General features: G+C 61.0%; 13 protein-coding genes. 5 read left to right on the top strand and 8 right to left on the bottom strand.

Features of this window, described 5'->3' with window-relative positions:
- On the top strand, positions 1-264 hold a 264-nt coding region (locus MOV63_RS23595), incomplete at its 5' end, for a DUF1236 domain-containing protein (RefSeq protein WP_247037441.1).
- Between the two features lie 96 nt (positions 265-360).
- Here the strand turns inward: MOV63_RS23595 and MOV63_RS23590 are convergent.
- The 5 genes from MOV63_RS23590 to mscL form a co-directional block, all read right to left on the bottom strand.
- Positions 361-1,152, bottom strand: coding sequence for a polysaccharide deacetylase family protein (locus MOV63_RS23590; RefSeq protein WP_247037432.1), 792 nt, complete (start codon positions 1,150-1,152; stop codon positions 361-363).
- A gap of 125 nt (positions 1,153-1,277) precedes the next feature.
- Positions 1,278-1,610: a hypothetical protein gene (locus MOV63_RS23585; protein WP_247037430.1), complete on the bottom strand. Its 333-nt coding sequence runs from the start codon at positions 1,608-1,610 to the stop codon at positions 1,278-1,280.
- Between the two features lie 111 nt (positions 1,611-1,721).
- A complete protein-coding gene (galE, locus tag MOV63_RS23580; protein ID WP_247037421.1) occupies positions 1,722-2,756 on the bottom strand; it encodes a UDP-glucose 4-epimerase GalE in 1,035 nt (344 codons plus the stop codon).
- Positions 2,757-2,915: 159 nt separating this feature from the next.
- Positions 2,916-4,085, bottom strand: a complete 1,170-nt coding sequence (locus MOV63_RS23575) for a pyridoxal phosphate-dependent aminotransferase (RefSeq protein ID WP_247037419.1) — start codon at positions 4,083-4,085, stop codon at positions 2,916-2,918.
- Positions 4,086-4,202: 117 nt separating this feature from the next.
- Entirely contained in the window at positions 4,203-4,628 is a 426-nt protein-coding gene (gene mscL / locus MOV63_RS23570; RefSeq protein WP_040125733.1) for a large conductance mechanosensitive channel protein MscL, read from the bottom strand.
- Positions 4,629-4,825: 197 nt separating this feature from the next.
- Here mscL and MOV63_RS23565 point away from each other — a divergent pair, with 197 nt between their 5' ends.
- Both MOV63_RS23565 and MOV63_RS23560 read left to right on the top strand, forming a co-directional pair.
- The gene (locus tag MOV63_RS23565; RefSeq protein ID WP_247037418.1) at positions 4,826-8,341 is read left to right on the top strand and encodes a PAS domain-containing hybrid sensor histidine kinase/response regulator; all 3,516 of its coding nucleotides are present in this window, start codon (positions 4,826-4,828) and stop codon (positions 8,339-8,341) included.
- A 198-nt stretch (positions 8,342-8,539) separates the two neighbouring features.
- Positions 8,540-9,775 (top strand): OpgC family protein, encoded by a 1,236-nt coding sequence (locus MOV63_RS23560; protein WP_247037410.1) that lies wholly within the window; start codon positions 8,540-8,542, stop codon positions 9,773-9,775.
- Between the two features lie 246 nt (positions 9,776-10,021).
- Here the strand turns inward: MOV63_RS23560 and MOV63_RS23555 are convergent, their stop codons facing one another.
- Together MOV63_RS23555 and MOV63_RS23550 are read right to left on the bottom strand one after the other, a co-directional pair.
- Positions 10,022-10,324, bottom strand: coding sequence for a hypothetical protein (locus MOV63_RS23555; RefSeq protein WP_247037408.1), 303 nt, complete (start codon positions 10,322-10,324; stop codon positions 10,022-10,024).
- Between the two features lie 94 nt (positions 10,325-10,418).
- Entirely contained in the window at positions 10,419-12,914 is a 2,496-nt protein-coding gene (locus MOV63_RS23550) for a winged helix-turn-helix domain-containing protein (RefSeq protein ID WP_247037400.1), read from the bottom strand.
- 323 nt (positions 12,915-13,237) lie between these two features.
- Here MOV63_RS23550 and MOV63_RS23545 point away from each other — a divergent pair, with 323 nt between their 5' ends.
- A complete protein-coding gene (locus MOV63_RS23545; RefSeq protein ID WP_247037394.1) occupies positions 13,238-13,639 on the top strand; it encodes a hypothetical protein in 402 nt (133 codons plus the stop codon).
- Positions 13,640-13,878: 239 nt separating this feature from the next.
- Positions 13,879-14,502 (top strand): LysE family translocator, encoded by a 624-nt coding sequence (locus tag MOV63_RS23540; protein WP_247037392.1) that lies wholly within the window; start codon positions 13,879-13,881, stop codon positions 14,500-14,502.
- 171 nt (positions 14,503-14,673) lie between these two features.
- Here the strand turns inward: MOV63_RS23540 and MOV63_RS23535 are convergent, their stop codons facing one another.
- Positions 14,674-15,153: a hypothetical protein gene (locus tag MOV63_RS23535; RefSeq protein ID WP_247037388.1), complete on the bottom strand. Its 480-nt coding sequence runs from the start codon at positions 15,151-15,153 to the stop codon at positions 14,674-14,676.
- Positions 15,154-15,218 lie beyond the last annotated feature (65 nt).

Raw genomic sequence — 15,218 nt, 5'->3', positions numbered from 1 at the left:
GCCGCCGTCGGCGGGGTCGCCGGCGCAGCTGTCGGTACCGTCATCGACCCGCCGCCGCAACGTGTCGTCACCTATGTCGAACAGGCCCCTGCCCCGGCATCGCCGGTCGTCGTCAAGGAAAAGATCGTCGTCGGCAAGCCGCTTCCTTCAAGCGTCGTGCTGACCCCGGTTCCCGACAGCCCGAAATATGCCTACGCGGTGGTGAACAAACAGCGCATCATCGTCGACCCGCGGACCCGCACGGTCGTGCAGGTCGTCCGGTAAATACGACCCTTCTGCCGAAACAAGATCGGGGAGAGGCGGGATCCCGTCTCTCCCCGATCTGCGTTCAAAGAGTAAATGGTTGGGAAGACTGCCGGCTCACTGCGTCGTGTCGTCGTCGCCGATGCCATCGACATCGGAAAGACGCACGAATTCGACGCCCCGGCCCTTCAGGGCCAGGAGAGCGCGGGCGACGCCCTCGCCGGCCGCATGGGTCGGCTGGTTGATATGCGCGAGGACGACATCGCCGTCCTTGGCGGCAGCGATGCGTTTTTCGGTGACGCCGGCGCCGAGCAGCGAGCCGCCGTCGCCATTCAGCGAATAACCGGCGACCCGGTATCCCATGTCGCGGATCTGGCGGATCGCCGAAGGATCGTATTTAGCCGTTGAGCCCCGAAACCAGCGCGGTGCGGCAATGCCCGCCGCCAGCATCGCATCGGCGCCACCTGCCACTTCCTGGCGAACGGCTTCCGGTGATCCGGCCGCGGCGATGCCGTAGATCAGGACCGGAGCATCGACCGCCGGCACATGGTTCTGGCCGTGGTTCTCCAGTTCAAACAGATCGAGGTTGTTTAGAAAGACCGCGACCGCCTGCGGGTTCTTTTTCAGCCAGCGGGCGGTGACGAAAATAGTCGCGGGAATGCGCTCCCGGACAAGCGTCGAAAGGATGCGTTCGTCGGCCTGCCCCATGCAGGCATCGAAGGTCAGCGCCACCCGAGGGCGGCTGACATTGCCGGAACGGCTGACATGCAGATGCGGCTCGACCAGTTTGGGCGTGCCGGCGGCATGCTGCGTGACAGGCGGGCTTGAGGGATGCTTTGCAGGCAAATTCTGGGCGCCCGCCGTCAGAGGCAGCAGCAGGAAGATGGTGGAAAGCAAAGCGCGTCGCATCATGGATACCGATGTTGAGAAGGTCCCTCTTTATCGGCAAACGCTTAAAAACGCCATGCGACGGAATATCCGGACGCAAAAAAGGCCGGACGATGCCGGCCTTTCTTCGCTAAAATGCATCTGCGTCAGCAGTCCGTAGCCTGACCGTTGGTGTTGGTGCCGGCCTGGCCCGAAGGAACCGATGCGGTGCCCGTCGTGTCAGGCGTGGTGGCCGAGCCCCTGGTCTGCAGGTTCGGAGCGCAGTTGGTCCGCGTGTCCTTTGTGCCTGCAGCATTGCCCATGGCGCCGCCTGTGGTGCTGTTGGTGGCGTTCGGGTCGATCTTCTTTTGGCCGTCGCTGCTATCGCTGGCCGACGTCCCGGTGGAGCTTGCATTTCCCTTGCCGCTGGTCTGGGCAAGAGCGCCACCGGCCGCGAGGCCGAGAGAAAGGATCGAGACGGTAATCAGCTTGAAAGTCATGGGAATTTCCTCCGTTGAAATACCGGCAGAACCGGCGGATTCGATTTGCCCGCGTAGTTCAAACCCCAGACAACCGAGGATGTTCCATAAAAACTGTTCCGATCCGGAACCCTAGAATCGTGCCGAGGCCAACCTGCTCTGCAGCGACTTGAGATCTTCGGCCTTGCGCAAGGCGAGGCCTTTCTCCCAGGTAATCGCGGTCTCGACGATAAAATCCAGATCGTCGTGGCGCGGCTTCCAGTCGAGCAACCGGCGCGCCAGCGTCGAATTGGCGACCACGCTTGCCGCGTCGCCCGGCCGGCGGGGTCCATAGCGGATTTCGAACTTGCGGCCACCGACGCGCATCACCGCGTCCAGGACCTCCAGGACTGAATAACCGCGGCCGTAACCACAATTGGCAATCAACGGTTCGCCGCCACGGCGCAGGTAGCTCAACGCTTTCAGATGCGCGTTCACGAGGTCGGTGACATGGATGTAGTCGCGGATGCCGGTGCCGTCAGCCGTCGAATAATCTGTCCCGTAGACATCGACGCCACGGCGCTTGCCGAGCTCGGCCTCGCAGGCGATCTTGATCAGATGGGTGGCGCCTTCGGTCGACAGGCCGGTGCGGCCGAGCGGATCGGCGCCGGCGACATTGAAATAACGCAGCGCCACGAAACGGAAATCATAGGCCGCGGCGGCATCGCGCAGCATCATTTCCGACATCAGTTTCGACTGGCCATAGGGGTTCTTCGGGTGCAGGTCGGCGCTTTCGAAGACGGGCGTGTCGTCCTTCTGGTCGCCATAAACCGCTGCAGTCGACGAGAAGACAAAATGGCGAATGCCTGCTTCGATCGCGGCCGCAGCGAGCAACCGGGTATTGCCGGTATTGTTCTCGTAATAATCCAAAGGATGGGCGACCGATTGCGGCACGACGATCGAGCCGGCGAAATGCAGGATCGCGTCGATGTCGTTTTCGGCAAAGACCTGCGAAAGAATGGCGCGATCACCGACGTCGCCCAGATAAAACCGCGCCTCGGCCGGCACAGCCCAGCGAAAACCGGTCGAAAGCCTGTCGAGGACGACGACTTCCTCGCCCGCATCGAGCAAGGCCCAGGCCATGTGGCTGCCGATGTAACCCGCGCCGCCTGTCACCAGAACTGCCATGTCTATACTTCCCTGCTTTCTTATCGTTGGCAGGACGAAAACACGGGCAGTCTTCAACAATGCTTACCCGACACGGGTTGCGCCGGGTTTATCTCGGGTCAAGGCAAACAGGCACTTGAGCAAATCGCTCGAATTTTAGCGTTTGCGTGCCGGATCGGGTCAGAGCCGCTTGATGTAATCGGAGAGGCGGCCGGCGGCCTCTTCGATCTGTTTCGGATCGCGCAGGAAACAGGCGCGCAGGAAAAGCTCGCCGCCCTTGCCGAAAGCCGAGCCGGGCGCCAGCGCCACGCCGATCTTGTCGACGATATCGAGCGCCGCGCTGCGGCTGTCGGTAATGCCGTCCACCTTGACGAAAGCGTAAAGCGCGCCGTCGGGTTTAAGCGTTTCGACCCGATTGGTGGCAATCAGCGCGTCGCAGAGGATGTCGCGCGCTTCGGTCGCCCGGGCGATATTCGCATTCACGAAGTCGTCGCCCTGGTTGAGCGCCACGACCGCGCCGCGCTGCAGGAACTGCGCCACGCCGGAATTCGAATACTGCACCAGGTTTTCGATAACCTGACCCATTTCCGGCGGCGCAACGATCCAGCCGACCCGCCAGCCGGTCATCGACCAGTTCTTGGAGAAGGAATTGGCGAAGATGATCCGGTCGCCTTCCTCCATGATGTCGAGGAAGGACGGAGCCCTTGCGGCGCCACCATAATAATAACGGGCATAGATCTCGTCGGCGACGATCCAGATGCCGTGCTTGCGGGCGAGCGCCAGGATGTTCTTCAGGTCTTCGAGCGTCGCCGTCCAGCCGGTCGGGTTGGCCGGGGTGTTGATGAACAGGCCTTTGGTCTTCGGTGTGATCTTCGCCTCCAGCTTGGCGAGATCGAGCGACCAGCGGCCGCCGACGAAATCGAGCGGCAGGCCGACGGAATGGGCGCCGGAAATCTCGATCGCCGAGATGATGTTCGGCCAGGTCGGCGACAGATAGATCATCTCGTCGCCCGGCGAGGTCACGGCCTGCACCGCCAGCATGATCGCATGCATGCCGGAGCCGGTCACATAAAAATGCTCGACCGGCAGCGAGACGGAGAAATGCCGTGTGTAATAATCCGACAGCGCCTGGCGCAGCTCGGGAATGCCGCGCTGCCAGGTATAGAAGGTCTCGCCGCCGAGCAGCGCCTCGGTTGCGGCGCGGTTGATGAAATCCGGGCTCGGCAGATCCCCTTCACCGGCCCAGAGCGGGATCAATCCCTCTCGCCCGCGGGCGTAATTCAGGACCTCGACAATGCCGCTTTCGGGCGCCGCGACGGCGCGGGGGCTGAGACTGGAGATGATCGACATGGAATTCCCTCGGGGCTGTTTCCCACTTCTTTAGCGCAGGAAAGCCTCGGAATCCCATGATAATCCGTGACGCAGGGATCGATTCCGCTGATGAATTCGACGGGCGTGATCAAAAGATCACTTTGCCTTCAGCAGGTCGCGGATTTCGGTCAGCAGCTGGATATCTGCCGGTGGCGGAGCCGGCGTCTCGTCGGCCGACTTCTTCTCGTCGGCCAGGCGCATCTTGTTCACGGCCTTCACCATCAGGAAGATGATGAACGCCAGGATCACGAAATTGATGAGAACGGTGATGAAGTTGCCATAGGCAAAGACCGCACCCTGTTCTCGGGCAGCGGCGAGTGACGACGCTGTGACCGCGCTCGAGAGCGGCAGAAAGTAATTCGAGAAATCGAAGCCGCCACCGGTGATCGCGCCGACGATTGGCATCACGATGTCATCGACCAACGATTTTACGATGCCCGTGAAAGCCGCGCCGATGATGATACCGACCGCAAGATCGACGACATTGCCCTTGGCAATAAAAGAACGGAATTCGCTGATCATTGACATCGCCAATATCCCCCATGGCTTTTCAGTTTCGGTAAAACGCAACATAGCGCTTTCTGCGGATGTGAAAAGACGGCGCCCGCCGCAGGCTTAAATACGATCGTCTATTGGACTTTTTGCCGAGAGGCCCCCTGATTTCCAAGCGCATGCTTTTCCCCTAATGTTTGAGCCATGAAGCTCTTTGCGGAGGAGCAATGCTTCCTGGCTGGGTCATTTTCGTTTCGGCTTTCGCCTATATCCTGCTGCTGTTTGCGGTGGCGAGTTACGGCGACCGGCGAAGCCGTGTCTTCGGCGTGCCGAAGAACGGCCGGCCGATCGTCTATGCGCTGAGCCTTGCGATCTACTGCACCTCCTGGACCTATTTTGGCGGCGTCGGGCTCGCCTCGCAGAAGGGGCTGGAGTTCACCGGCATCTATATCGGCCCGATCCTCGCCTTCACACTCGGGATGCCGATCATCCGGCGGATCGTCGAGCTTGCCAAGGCCGAGAAGCTGACATCGGTCGCCGATTTCATCGCCGCCCGCTACGGCAAGAATTCCACCGTCGCGATGATCGTCGCGATCATCGCCCTGGTCGGTGCCGTGCCCTATATCGCGCTGCAGCTGAAAGCGGTGTCGAGCTCGGTCGCCGCCATGGTCAATCCGTCGGACTACGGCATCGGCAGCGGCAACCTCTATTTCATCGACCTGGCGCTGATCGTCACGCTGATGATGGCCTGTTTCGCCGTCATCTTCGGCACCCGCCACACGGATGCGACGGAACACCAGGACGGGCTGATCCTGGCCGTCGCCATGGAATCGGTGGTCAAGCTGTTCGCCTTTGCGACGGTCGGCTTTTCGGTGTTCTTCATCCTGTTTGACGGCCCGTCCGACCTGCTTGCCAAGGCATCGGAAAACATGCTGGTCGGTTCGGCGCTCGCCTATGAGACGCCGATCAGCCGCTGGCTGATTCTGATCGCGCTGTCGGCGTTTGCGATCATCATGCTGCCGCGGCAGTTCCATGTGACCGTGGTCGAGAACCGCACGACGAAGGAGCGCAAGGTGGCGAGCGCGCTTCTGCCGCTCTACCTGATCGCCATCAACATTTTCGTGCTGCCGGTGGCCATGGCCGGGCTGATCACCTTCGGCGGCACCGGCGACGCCGACCTTTACGTGCTGACGTTGCCGCTCGCCGGCGAGCTGAAGGTCGTTTCGCTGATCGCCTTCATCGGCGGCTTTTCCGCCGCCACCGCCATGGTCATCATGGAATCCGTGGCGCTTTCGATCATGGTGTCGAACGACATCATCATCCCGATCTTCCTCAGACAACGGCTGATGGCGGCACGCTCCGGCCAGCGCTCCGATTTTACCCGCACGCTGCTGAACATCCGCCGGGTTGCGATCTTCGGCGTTCTGATCCTCGGTTATGCCTATTACCGCATGGCCGACAGCCAGTCCGGCCTTGCCTCCATCGGACTTCTGGCGTTCGCGGCGATCGCGCAGGTGGCTCCCGCCCTCCTCGGCGGCCTCGTCTGGCGCCGTGCCAATGCCCGCGGCGCAATCCTCGGCATGTCCTTCGGTTTCCTTGCCTGGGCCTATCTGCTGTTCGTGCCAAGCCTTGGCGGCCCTGACAATTCCCATGTGGCGACGGCCGTCCTCAATTTCCTGTTCCCCGGCACCGGCATCTTCTCCGGGCCGCAGACGGACCCGTTGGTCAACGCGACGATCTTCAGCCTGACGCTCAACATTCTCGCCTTCGTGCTGGGATCGCTGTCGCGCAATCCGCGTCCGGTCGAGCGCATCCAGGCCGGCATCTTCGTCAAAAGGCATCTACGCTCGCAATTTGCCACGCGCGGCTTGAAGACCCGCGTCGGTGTCGGCGATCTGAAGACCGCAATCGCCCGGTATCTCGGCGAAGAGCGGATGCGGCGGTCCTTCTCCAATTACGAAAAGACCGCCGGCCGCAAGTTCAGCGACGACCAGCCCGCCGACATGGCGATGATCCATTTCTCCGAGCAGCTGCTCGGCAGCGCGATCGGCTCGTCCTCCGCCCGGCTGGTGCTGTCGCTGATCCTGCAGAAGGCCGAGGACACCAATTCCGACACCGCCTGGCTGCTCGACCAGGCAAGCGAGGCGCTGCAATATAACCAGGACATGCTGCAGACGGCGCTTTCGCAGATGGATCAGGGCATTGCCGTGTTCGACAGTTCCGAACGCCTGACCATCTGGAACCGGCGCTTCCGCAATCTGCTGGATCTGCCGGAACAGGTCGGCCAGGTCGGCTTTCCGCTGGCCGACATGGTCGCCATCCTTTCGGAGCGGGGCGATCTCGCGGCAGTCGAGCAGGCGGAGGTGATCCGTAAGTTCCAGACGCTCGACGCCCCCTTCTCGCTGGTGCTGAACGGCGGCGAGCGGATCATCGAGGTTCGCTCCAACGCCATGCCCGACAAGGGCATCGTCGCGACCTTTACCGACATTTCCGATCGTGTCGCCGCAGACCAGGCGCTGAAGCAGGCAAACGAGACGCTCGAACAGCGGGTCGGCGAACGCACCGCCGAGCTCACCCGCGTCAATAAGGAGCTTGCCGAGGCCCAGGCATCCGCCGACGAGGCCAATATCGGCAAGACCCGGTTCTTCGCGGCCGCCGGCCACGACATCCTGCAGCCGCTCAACGCCGCCCGGCTTTATTCCTCGGCGCTGGTCGAGCGGCTCGGCGCCTCCGACAACAACGGTTCGCTGGTGCGCAATATCGATTCCGCGCTGGAATCCGTCGAGGCGATCCTCGGCGCCGTGCTCGACATATCGAGGCTCGATACCGGAGCCATGAAGCCGCGCTTCACCTCGGTGCCGCTCGAAGACCTCTTGAAACGCATCGAGACCGACTATGCGCCGATGGCCCGCGAGAAGGACCTGGAATTCGTGGTCATGCCGACATCGCTGAAGGTGCGTTCGGATGCCAACCTGCTGCGCCGGCTGGTGCAGAACCTCGTCTCCAACGCCATCAAATACACGATCGACGGCAAGGTGCTGATCGGCGCGCGCCGGCGGGGCGACCAGGTGGTGATCGAGGTGCTCGATTCCGGTATCGGCATCCCACCCTCGAAATTCCGCACCGTGTTCAAGGAATTCGCCCGGCTGGACGAGGGTGCGAAGACCGCGGCCGGCCTCGGTCTCGGCCTGTCGATCGTCGACCGCATCTCGCGGGTGCTCAACCATCCGGTCCAGCTCGCCTCAACGCCCGGGCGAGGCACCGCCTTCCGGGTCCAGGTGCCGATGGACCTGACCGCATCGCAGGCAGTCCAGGCCGCTGACCAATTGGAGCGCCGCAAGCGCTCGCAGCCGCTGAACGGGCTCCGGGTGCTCTGCATCGACAACGAACCGCGGATCCTCGAGGGCATGGCGCTGCTGATCACCGGCTGGGGCTGCACCGTCGGCCAGGCGGACTCGCTCGCCGCTCTCGACGACATCGTCGACCGCCACGAACCGCCGCCGGAAATCATCATCGCCGATTACCATCTCGACGACGGCAACGGCATCGAGGCTGTCCTGAAACTGCGCGCCGGATACCAGGCCGATATCCCCGCGCTGATCATCACCGCCGATCGCACGCCCGAAGTCCGCGCCGAGGCGGAGCGTCACGACATCGGCGTGCAGCACAAGCCGGTAAAGCCGGCGGCCATGCGAGCGTACCTCACGCAGGTTGCAGGCCTCAAACGCGTCGCTGCTGAATAGTGTGAACCTCACCCAACCCGGCGTTCATCGCGGAGTCATCACGGACAGTTTACGGTAGATAAGGTCTAAACGCTCAAATAGGGCTGGAACTGTCCCGCTTTTTGCCGCGTTTAGCCGCGTACATCCTGGCCCGCAGAGGCCTTACGGACCGAAAGGCGAAAGCCCCATCGGCACCGGCAAAGACGGAGACCGCGACCGATGAAACGCTTTGATATTATTGATGGTATGCGAGGATATTTCCTCGTTTTCATGGTTCTCAACCATCTGATCTTTGCTGGCGGCTATCTTCTGGTGAAGATCAACCACAATCAGCTCGCCTTCGTTGAAGACGCCCAGGGCTTCGTTTTCCTGTCCGGCCTGCTGATCGGCATGGTCTATGCCAAGAAGATGCTGAAGAACGGTTATGCGGCCGGCCGCACGGCCATCTACAACCGCGCATTCGAGCTTTATCGTTATGCGATGGGCATCGTGCTGGTTGTGCTGGTCGCGCAGATGCTTTTGCCGGGCGCCTATTCGATCTGGTTCAACTGGCTGGGTTACACGACCTTCGACGACCCGCTGCGCCTCGCTGCGATCGCGACCTTCCTCTACCAGCCGACCTTCATGGATATCCTGCCCCAGTATATCGTCTACATGCTCTTCGCGCCGATGCTGGTGAAGCTCGTGCTGGAGGACAAGTGGCATTATGTGGTGGCCGGTTCGGTGATCCTGTGGATGACGGCCCAGCTCGGCCTGCAGCAGATCGCCACGACGCCGCTCAACGATCTGGTCATGGGTGCGGACGACCAGGGCATCCGCGTGTCGTTCAACCTGCTCGGCTGGCAGGTCGTGTTCTATTCGGGCCTCGTGCTCGGCGCGCTGACCTCGGCCGGCAAGATCAAGTGGAGCAACATCCTGTCGCCAGACAATACGTTCATCCCGAAGGTGGCGCTGCTGATGGTTCTCTTCTTCCTGCCGCTGCGTCTGATCACCGCGCATGAGCTGATGCCGCCGCACATGATCGGCAAGTTCGCCTCGATGGAAATCCGCGCCGATTTCGGTCCGGTCTATCTTCTGAACTTTGCGGCCGTCGCCATGCTCGTTACCTGGCTGATCGTCGCCGGCCCGAAGCACAGGGACGAATGGGTGCGCCGCATTGCCGGTGCGGTCACCTGGGTGTTCTCGATCAAGTACCTGCAGCTGCTGGGCCGCCACTCGCTTTATGTCTATGTGTGGCACGTCGCGATCGTCTATTTCGTCTATTATTTCGACGGACGGACGCCGGAGCTCAACGAGTTCACCAAGACCGCGATTGCGCTGGTCTCGATCGCGCTGCTGTCGCTGCCAGCCCTGTGGCGCGAACGCGACAAGCTGTTCGGCACAGCGGAACCGGCTCCGGTCAAGGTGCAGCAGCCGGCAAAACCCGGCGCACCGCAGCAGATGATCATTCGGTAAGGCGCTATAAAATAAGGGCGGTGGCACAGGCCACTGCCCTTGGACTGCAGGCACCTCGCAACATACTCGACGTCGTCCTCGGGCTTGACCCGAGGAGCCATGGGCTGGCGGTGCGGATGCTGGATCCTCGGGTCAAGCCCCGCGCTCAACCGACGGGTTCGGAGGCGTGCAGCATACGCCAATGCCATTCACCGCAACGCCAGCTTAAGACGCCAGACATTCGGAAGGGGAAACCGGTTTCGCCCTCTAAACTGCCGACAAACGCTTTGCCGTTGGAAAAAAACAGCCAGTGTCGCCCTCCACACGAGTTTCCAGTAAGTCCCAAGCCCATCGAACCGTAAAATCCTTGCCCATATTCGTGATGAAATGCTGCCGGACGCCCGAGGCATCGACGAAGATGTCCGCTGCTTCCGACCCACAGCCTACGGCATCGTGCTCGAATTCGTCAGCCAGGCCGACATCTTTGATGAAGCGTCGGATGCTCAATCGTTCCACAGCCGATTTGAGCATGGTTAGTTTGTGGTCATGTCCTTTTCGTGCTCCACGCATGCTCGCCAATCCATGAATTGTTTCTTGTCTCATTGACGATAGTGGAGCGTCTGCCAGCCAGTCCGGAAGCCAAACGGAAACGATTCTGAAATCTTCAGCGTTGAAGCAGCCGGATCGCGTGTGCAGTCGCGTTCCTGACTGTCCAGCGTTCGACGGGTCTATCCCCGGTCGGTTGGCTATCTGACAGTGCGGAAAGAAGGTCGGCGGTCTTGCTGCGGATGACGCGTTCGAACCGCTCGGCTTCCTCCTGCGGACGATCGTTGGTACGCTTTGCATAGTGGGCAAGCAGGGCAGCGTTCGTTAAGTCGCCGTTCAACGCAAGATAGAAGGCGGCGAGTTCGATATGTGTCCGGATCAAAGCAACGTCGCCGAGACGTTGATCCATATCGAAGAGATCAAGGAGGTCTTCTCGATTTTTGGCAATCTCCCCGCCGATCAGGCGATAGGCAACCAGAAGTGTGCCGACGAGCACAAGGTCGTTGAGGTCGTCGGCTTCGCGTGCCGTCGCAACGGCTTCAGCCGAGAGGCGAATTGCGGCCCGCACGTCGTCATGCTCGAACGCGATCTCCGCTCGCGTGACATGGGCTCGGACAAAGCCTGACTGATAGCCGATGGAAGCGGCGATTTCGGCCGCTTCATCGATCAAAGGCTCCGCCTCGCGGGGTAGGCCCTTCCAGATCAGCATCGTTCCCCAATAGCGCAGGGTTGCCGAGAGCGCTCGTGTGGGGCCGAGTGGCCGTAAGGCGGCCTCGCCAGCGGTGATAAGGGGCCAAGCCTCGTCCCAGCGTCCCTCATATCCATAGCCGACGGCCTCCATTGCCAATGCGCGCCCCTGCCACAACGACGCGCCGGCCTCCATGAACAGTCTGGCTGCCTCGCCGGAGAGCTCCTTGTCCCAATGACGGACCCAGCTTGAACGCATGGCGCCCCACAGGTTCAGCTTGCCAAGTAGGAAGGGTGGCGTTTCGCCGGTCGCTGCCCTCATTGCCCTGTCGATCCATTCGCGGCGCTCCGTCAGCAGCGACATCTCATCGAACAAGGGAGCCGATGCCGTTGCGAGCGCGATGGCCAGATCCGTTTCGCCGGATTGTTCGAACACCCATGCGAGCGCGGCCCGCAGATTGTCGAGGCCGGGCGCGTAGCGATTTCGCCACGTGATGGTTGCCTCAGTCTCGATCCCGATTTCCGCTTCAGTGAAAATATCGATCATGCGCCTGACGAGACGCAGCCGCGCGGCGTGAGAATGCTGCGCGTCCAGACGCTCGGCAGCGTATTGGCGGGTCGTCTCCAAGAATCCGTAGCGGGTTCGTCCCGAAGGATCGCGAATGGAAATCACAAGCGATTTGTCGAACAGCGAAAGTAGCACCTCGTCCGCGGAGCGATGATCGCCGCCGCGGCAAACGGCAGCGATATCCTCGATCGAGGCGTGACCGGCAAAGACGGCAAGTTCGGCAAAGACGGCCTGCTCATCAGCGGCCAGCATATCGTAGCTCCAGTCGATCATGGAGCGAAGCGTGCGCTGACGCTGTGCCGAACGGCGTGGGCCGCTTGTCAGCAAATCGAAACGCCGGTCGAGGCTCGCGGCTAGGTCCTGAAGGCTCATCGCGGCCAAACGAGCCGCCGCGAGAACCAGAGCGAGAGCAATGCCGTCGAGCCGTCGGCAAATATCCACCGCTGCCGGCACATCCTCCTGTTCGAGGACGAAGCCATCCAGCGCCAGCGCCGCCCGCTCTGCGAGGAGCGCAACCGCGGGATAGGTCAGGGCTTCCGGGGCCGTGCATGTCGGCTCCGGGGGATAACGAAGGGTGCCGAGGCGAAAGAGCTGCTCGTCTTGAAGCCTTAACGGCTCGCGGCTGGTGGCAAGGACGCCAACGCCAGGGGCGGCGGCAAGGATGGAGCCGACGACATCGCCCGTCGCTTCGACCAGATGCTCGCAATTGTCAACGAGGATCAGCATCGATTTGTCGGCAAGGAAGTCCAGAACCGCCGTGAGATGATCGCCGGTCGTTTCCAGCCGCAGGGCCGAACGAAGGGTGCTGGGGATCAACGCGGCGGACTGTATCGGCCCAAGTTCGACAATCCAGACACCATCCGGATAGCTTTCGGTAATCAGCCCAGCTGCCGCAATTGCAGCCGAGGTCTTTCCGACACCGCCGGCCCCGATCACCGTTACAAGCCGTTTGCGGGCAAGAAGATCGCCAATGCGCCGCACGTCTTCGGCGCGACCGATGAGCGGCCTTGCCGAAGCCAGGTTGCCGGGTCGCCGCGGATGTGCGGCGACGTGAGGCAATGCACGAAAGGTCAGACGTTCGTCGGTCGCGTCGGCTTCCCATCCCGACAGCATATAGCCGCGACCGGAAATCGTGCGGATGGTGTCGCGCAGGGCTGGCCCAAGAGCGTTACGGATATCGGAGATGCATTTTGTCAAGGAATCGTCGGTTACCGCAATGCCGCTCCAGTTTTCCGCCACTAGCTCGTCTTTCCCGATGACGTGATCGGGCTTTCCGGCGAGGTAAAGCAACAGTCCGAGGGAGCGCCTGCGCAAGGTGACGTGCCTGCCCGACGAGTCGCGCAGTTCACGCCTCTTCAAGTCGATTAACCAGCTCCCGCCCTGCACACTCCCCTCCAGCACGCGCATCGGCCAACCTCGCTCCGCGCTTATCGACCATTATTCTTCCTGAATCCTGGCTTGCTTCAACCCGCTGAAGCAGAGGTCCAGCATCCACTTGTGCCGAAACCGGCTTTTGCCGGCCTTGCTAGCGTGCAACAGCCGAAGCGACCGCCGGCGCAACATCATTGACTGCTCGGAGCTATCCAGAAGCTCGCTCCTTTCCAGATCGATTGATATAACCGCCCGTTTTCCCAACGAAGCCCCAAGAGGAGCGAGATCATACTCATCGCCTCTGCGCAAGCTTGGGAATTCAGGAAAATTTCAAGTTCCTTTCCGGACGCCTGCCGCCGGTCCCTCTTATTGTTGAAGTCATTCGACAAATAGGGAGCTCCGACATGGCAGGCTTTTTCGAAACGGAACAGCATCTGGCGCTGCATACTGCGGCCAGCAACGACCCTCTCGTTTACGCTTCGTCGCATGCATTGACATGTGGCGCGAGCGACGATCGAGAAAAGAGCGCGCCACGGTGGTTATCGGCCCGGATCGGCGCGATCCTATCGGCTCTTTTCGGATTGCGTAATTCGCTCGCCGAGCTTTCCGACGCACAGCTTAGGGACGCCGGCATTCCGCCGGAACGCGCCGGACGCATGCGCGCGGCGGATGTGTATGCGGCGACTATCGCCAATCTGACCGCAATGCGGTGATCGGCATCCATTCCACCAATCAACCCGACGCCATTTTGGGAGGCATCGATGATCCGTGTCGATAGGGATACGCTTGCTCGCGTTCGCGGCGCTTCCCCGTTGCATGTCGCGGACAGCGAGGGCTTCCTTTTCGAAGACGTCCTAATCCTGAACCGTTCGATACCGTTCCATCTATTCCGCAGCCGGCACGTCGTAGCTGTATTCATCAGGCAACGGAATCTTGGCGAGAGGATGTCCTCATGAGCGCAACCGCATTCCTCGTATTTTGCGCTACGTATTTTGCATTCTCGGCCGCTCCTGGACCGAGCAAGATGACGGTGATGTCAACAGCCATGTGGCTCGGCCCGGCATGCGGCCTTGTCTTCGGTGTGGACGTGGTTACAGCTTCGTTCGCGTGTCTGCTCGTCACCGTGGCTGGTTTCGCGACGATCTCCATGAGGCTCGGCGAACTGATCTGGCTGATTCAGTTCCTGGGGGCCGCTTATCTCATCTATCGAGGTATCGTAACGTGGCGCACTGAGCCCGCTGTTTCGCCATATGCCGTAGCAGGCGATATGCCACGGCTCTTCCTCTCTGGTGTGCTCCTGAGCGCCAGCAACCCGATCACACCGATCTTCTATACCGCCGCGTTGCCCGGCTTCATGCCGATGGTCGGCCAAGCAAGCATGCTGGAAAAAATCGTCACGATGGCCGGAGGCGTCGGTATCATTGAGGTAATCGTCATCGGCGGCTATGTCGCCGTCGGCAACAAGACGAGGAACGTGCTCACCACTTCCAACCGGCTGAAAATCCTGAACCGCGCGACGGGCGGTCTCCTGACAGCATCAGGCGTGCTGATTGTCGTGCGATGGGGCTTGGCGTGATGTGGCGCGAACGCGACAAGCTGTTCCGCACAGCGGAACCGGCTCCGGTCAAGGTGCAACAGCCGGCAAAGCCTGGCGCACCGCAGCAGATGGTCATTCGGTAAACTAGGCCGTGGCCTCGTTATGGCGGAGAGTATGAAAAGGAAAGCTCAGTCCCACACAAAACCCAAATTAAACCGTCAGGTTAGGGACGAACGACCACTTCTCGGCCATGAACTCAAGCGTTTCGTCGCGAAAATAATAGAGAAAATGTCGAGAGTTAGCTGCATCGGCCCGGATTGTCTCCCAAGGTACGGCATCGCGGATCGTGTCGGGGCCAATTAACTCATAGAATTTGCCCCAGCGCGGAGCGATGCCACTGTAGCGACCATGGCCATCCGCCTTATACCATTCATGATCGTTGGTGCTATCCCAGCGCCACCGGGTGCAACCAATGAAGCTTAGCGTGCCCCATGTCTCATCGCGCTTCGGATCGGCCTTCGAAAATGGGTTCAAACTCCCGAAAATACCCGATTGCTTTTTGTCTTGCACAAGCCTGTAGGAGCGAAAACAGACGTTAACCGAGGAGTCCGTAACCGACACCTGAGGCTCTGGCGCATTTGGCTCGTCCACCCATCCTTGACCGAGCTGTTGTTCTACAAACTTGAGCATTCACCACGAATAGTCGAATTGCGTGACGATTTCTACCTAACGCAATCATCAAGCTCTTATGGCTC

The organism is Neorhizobium sp. SHOUNA12A, assembly GCF_023006505.1.
Taxonomy (GTDB): Bacteria; Pseudomonadota; Alphaproteobacteria; order Rhizobiales; family Rhizobiaceae; genus Neorhizobium.
Note: the sequence above shows the minus strand (reverse complement) of the source record. Positions and strands in the feature narration are given on the sequence as shown.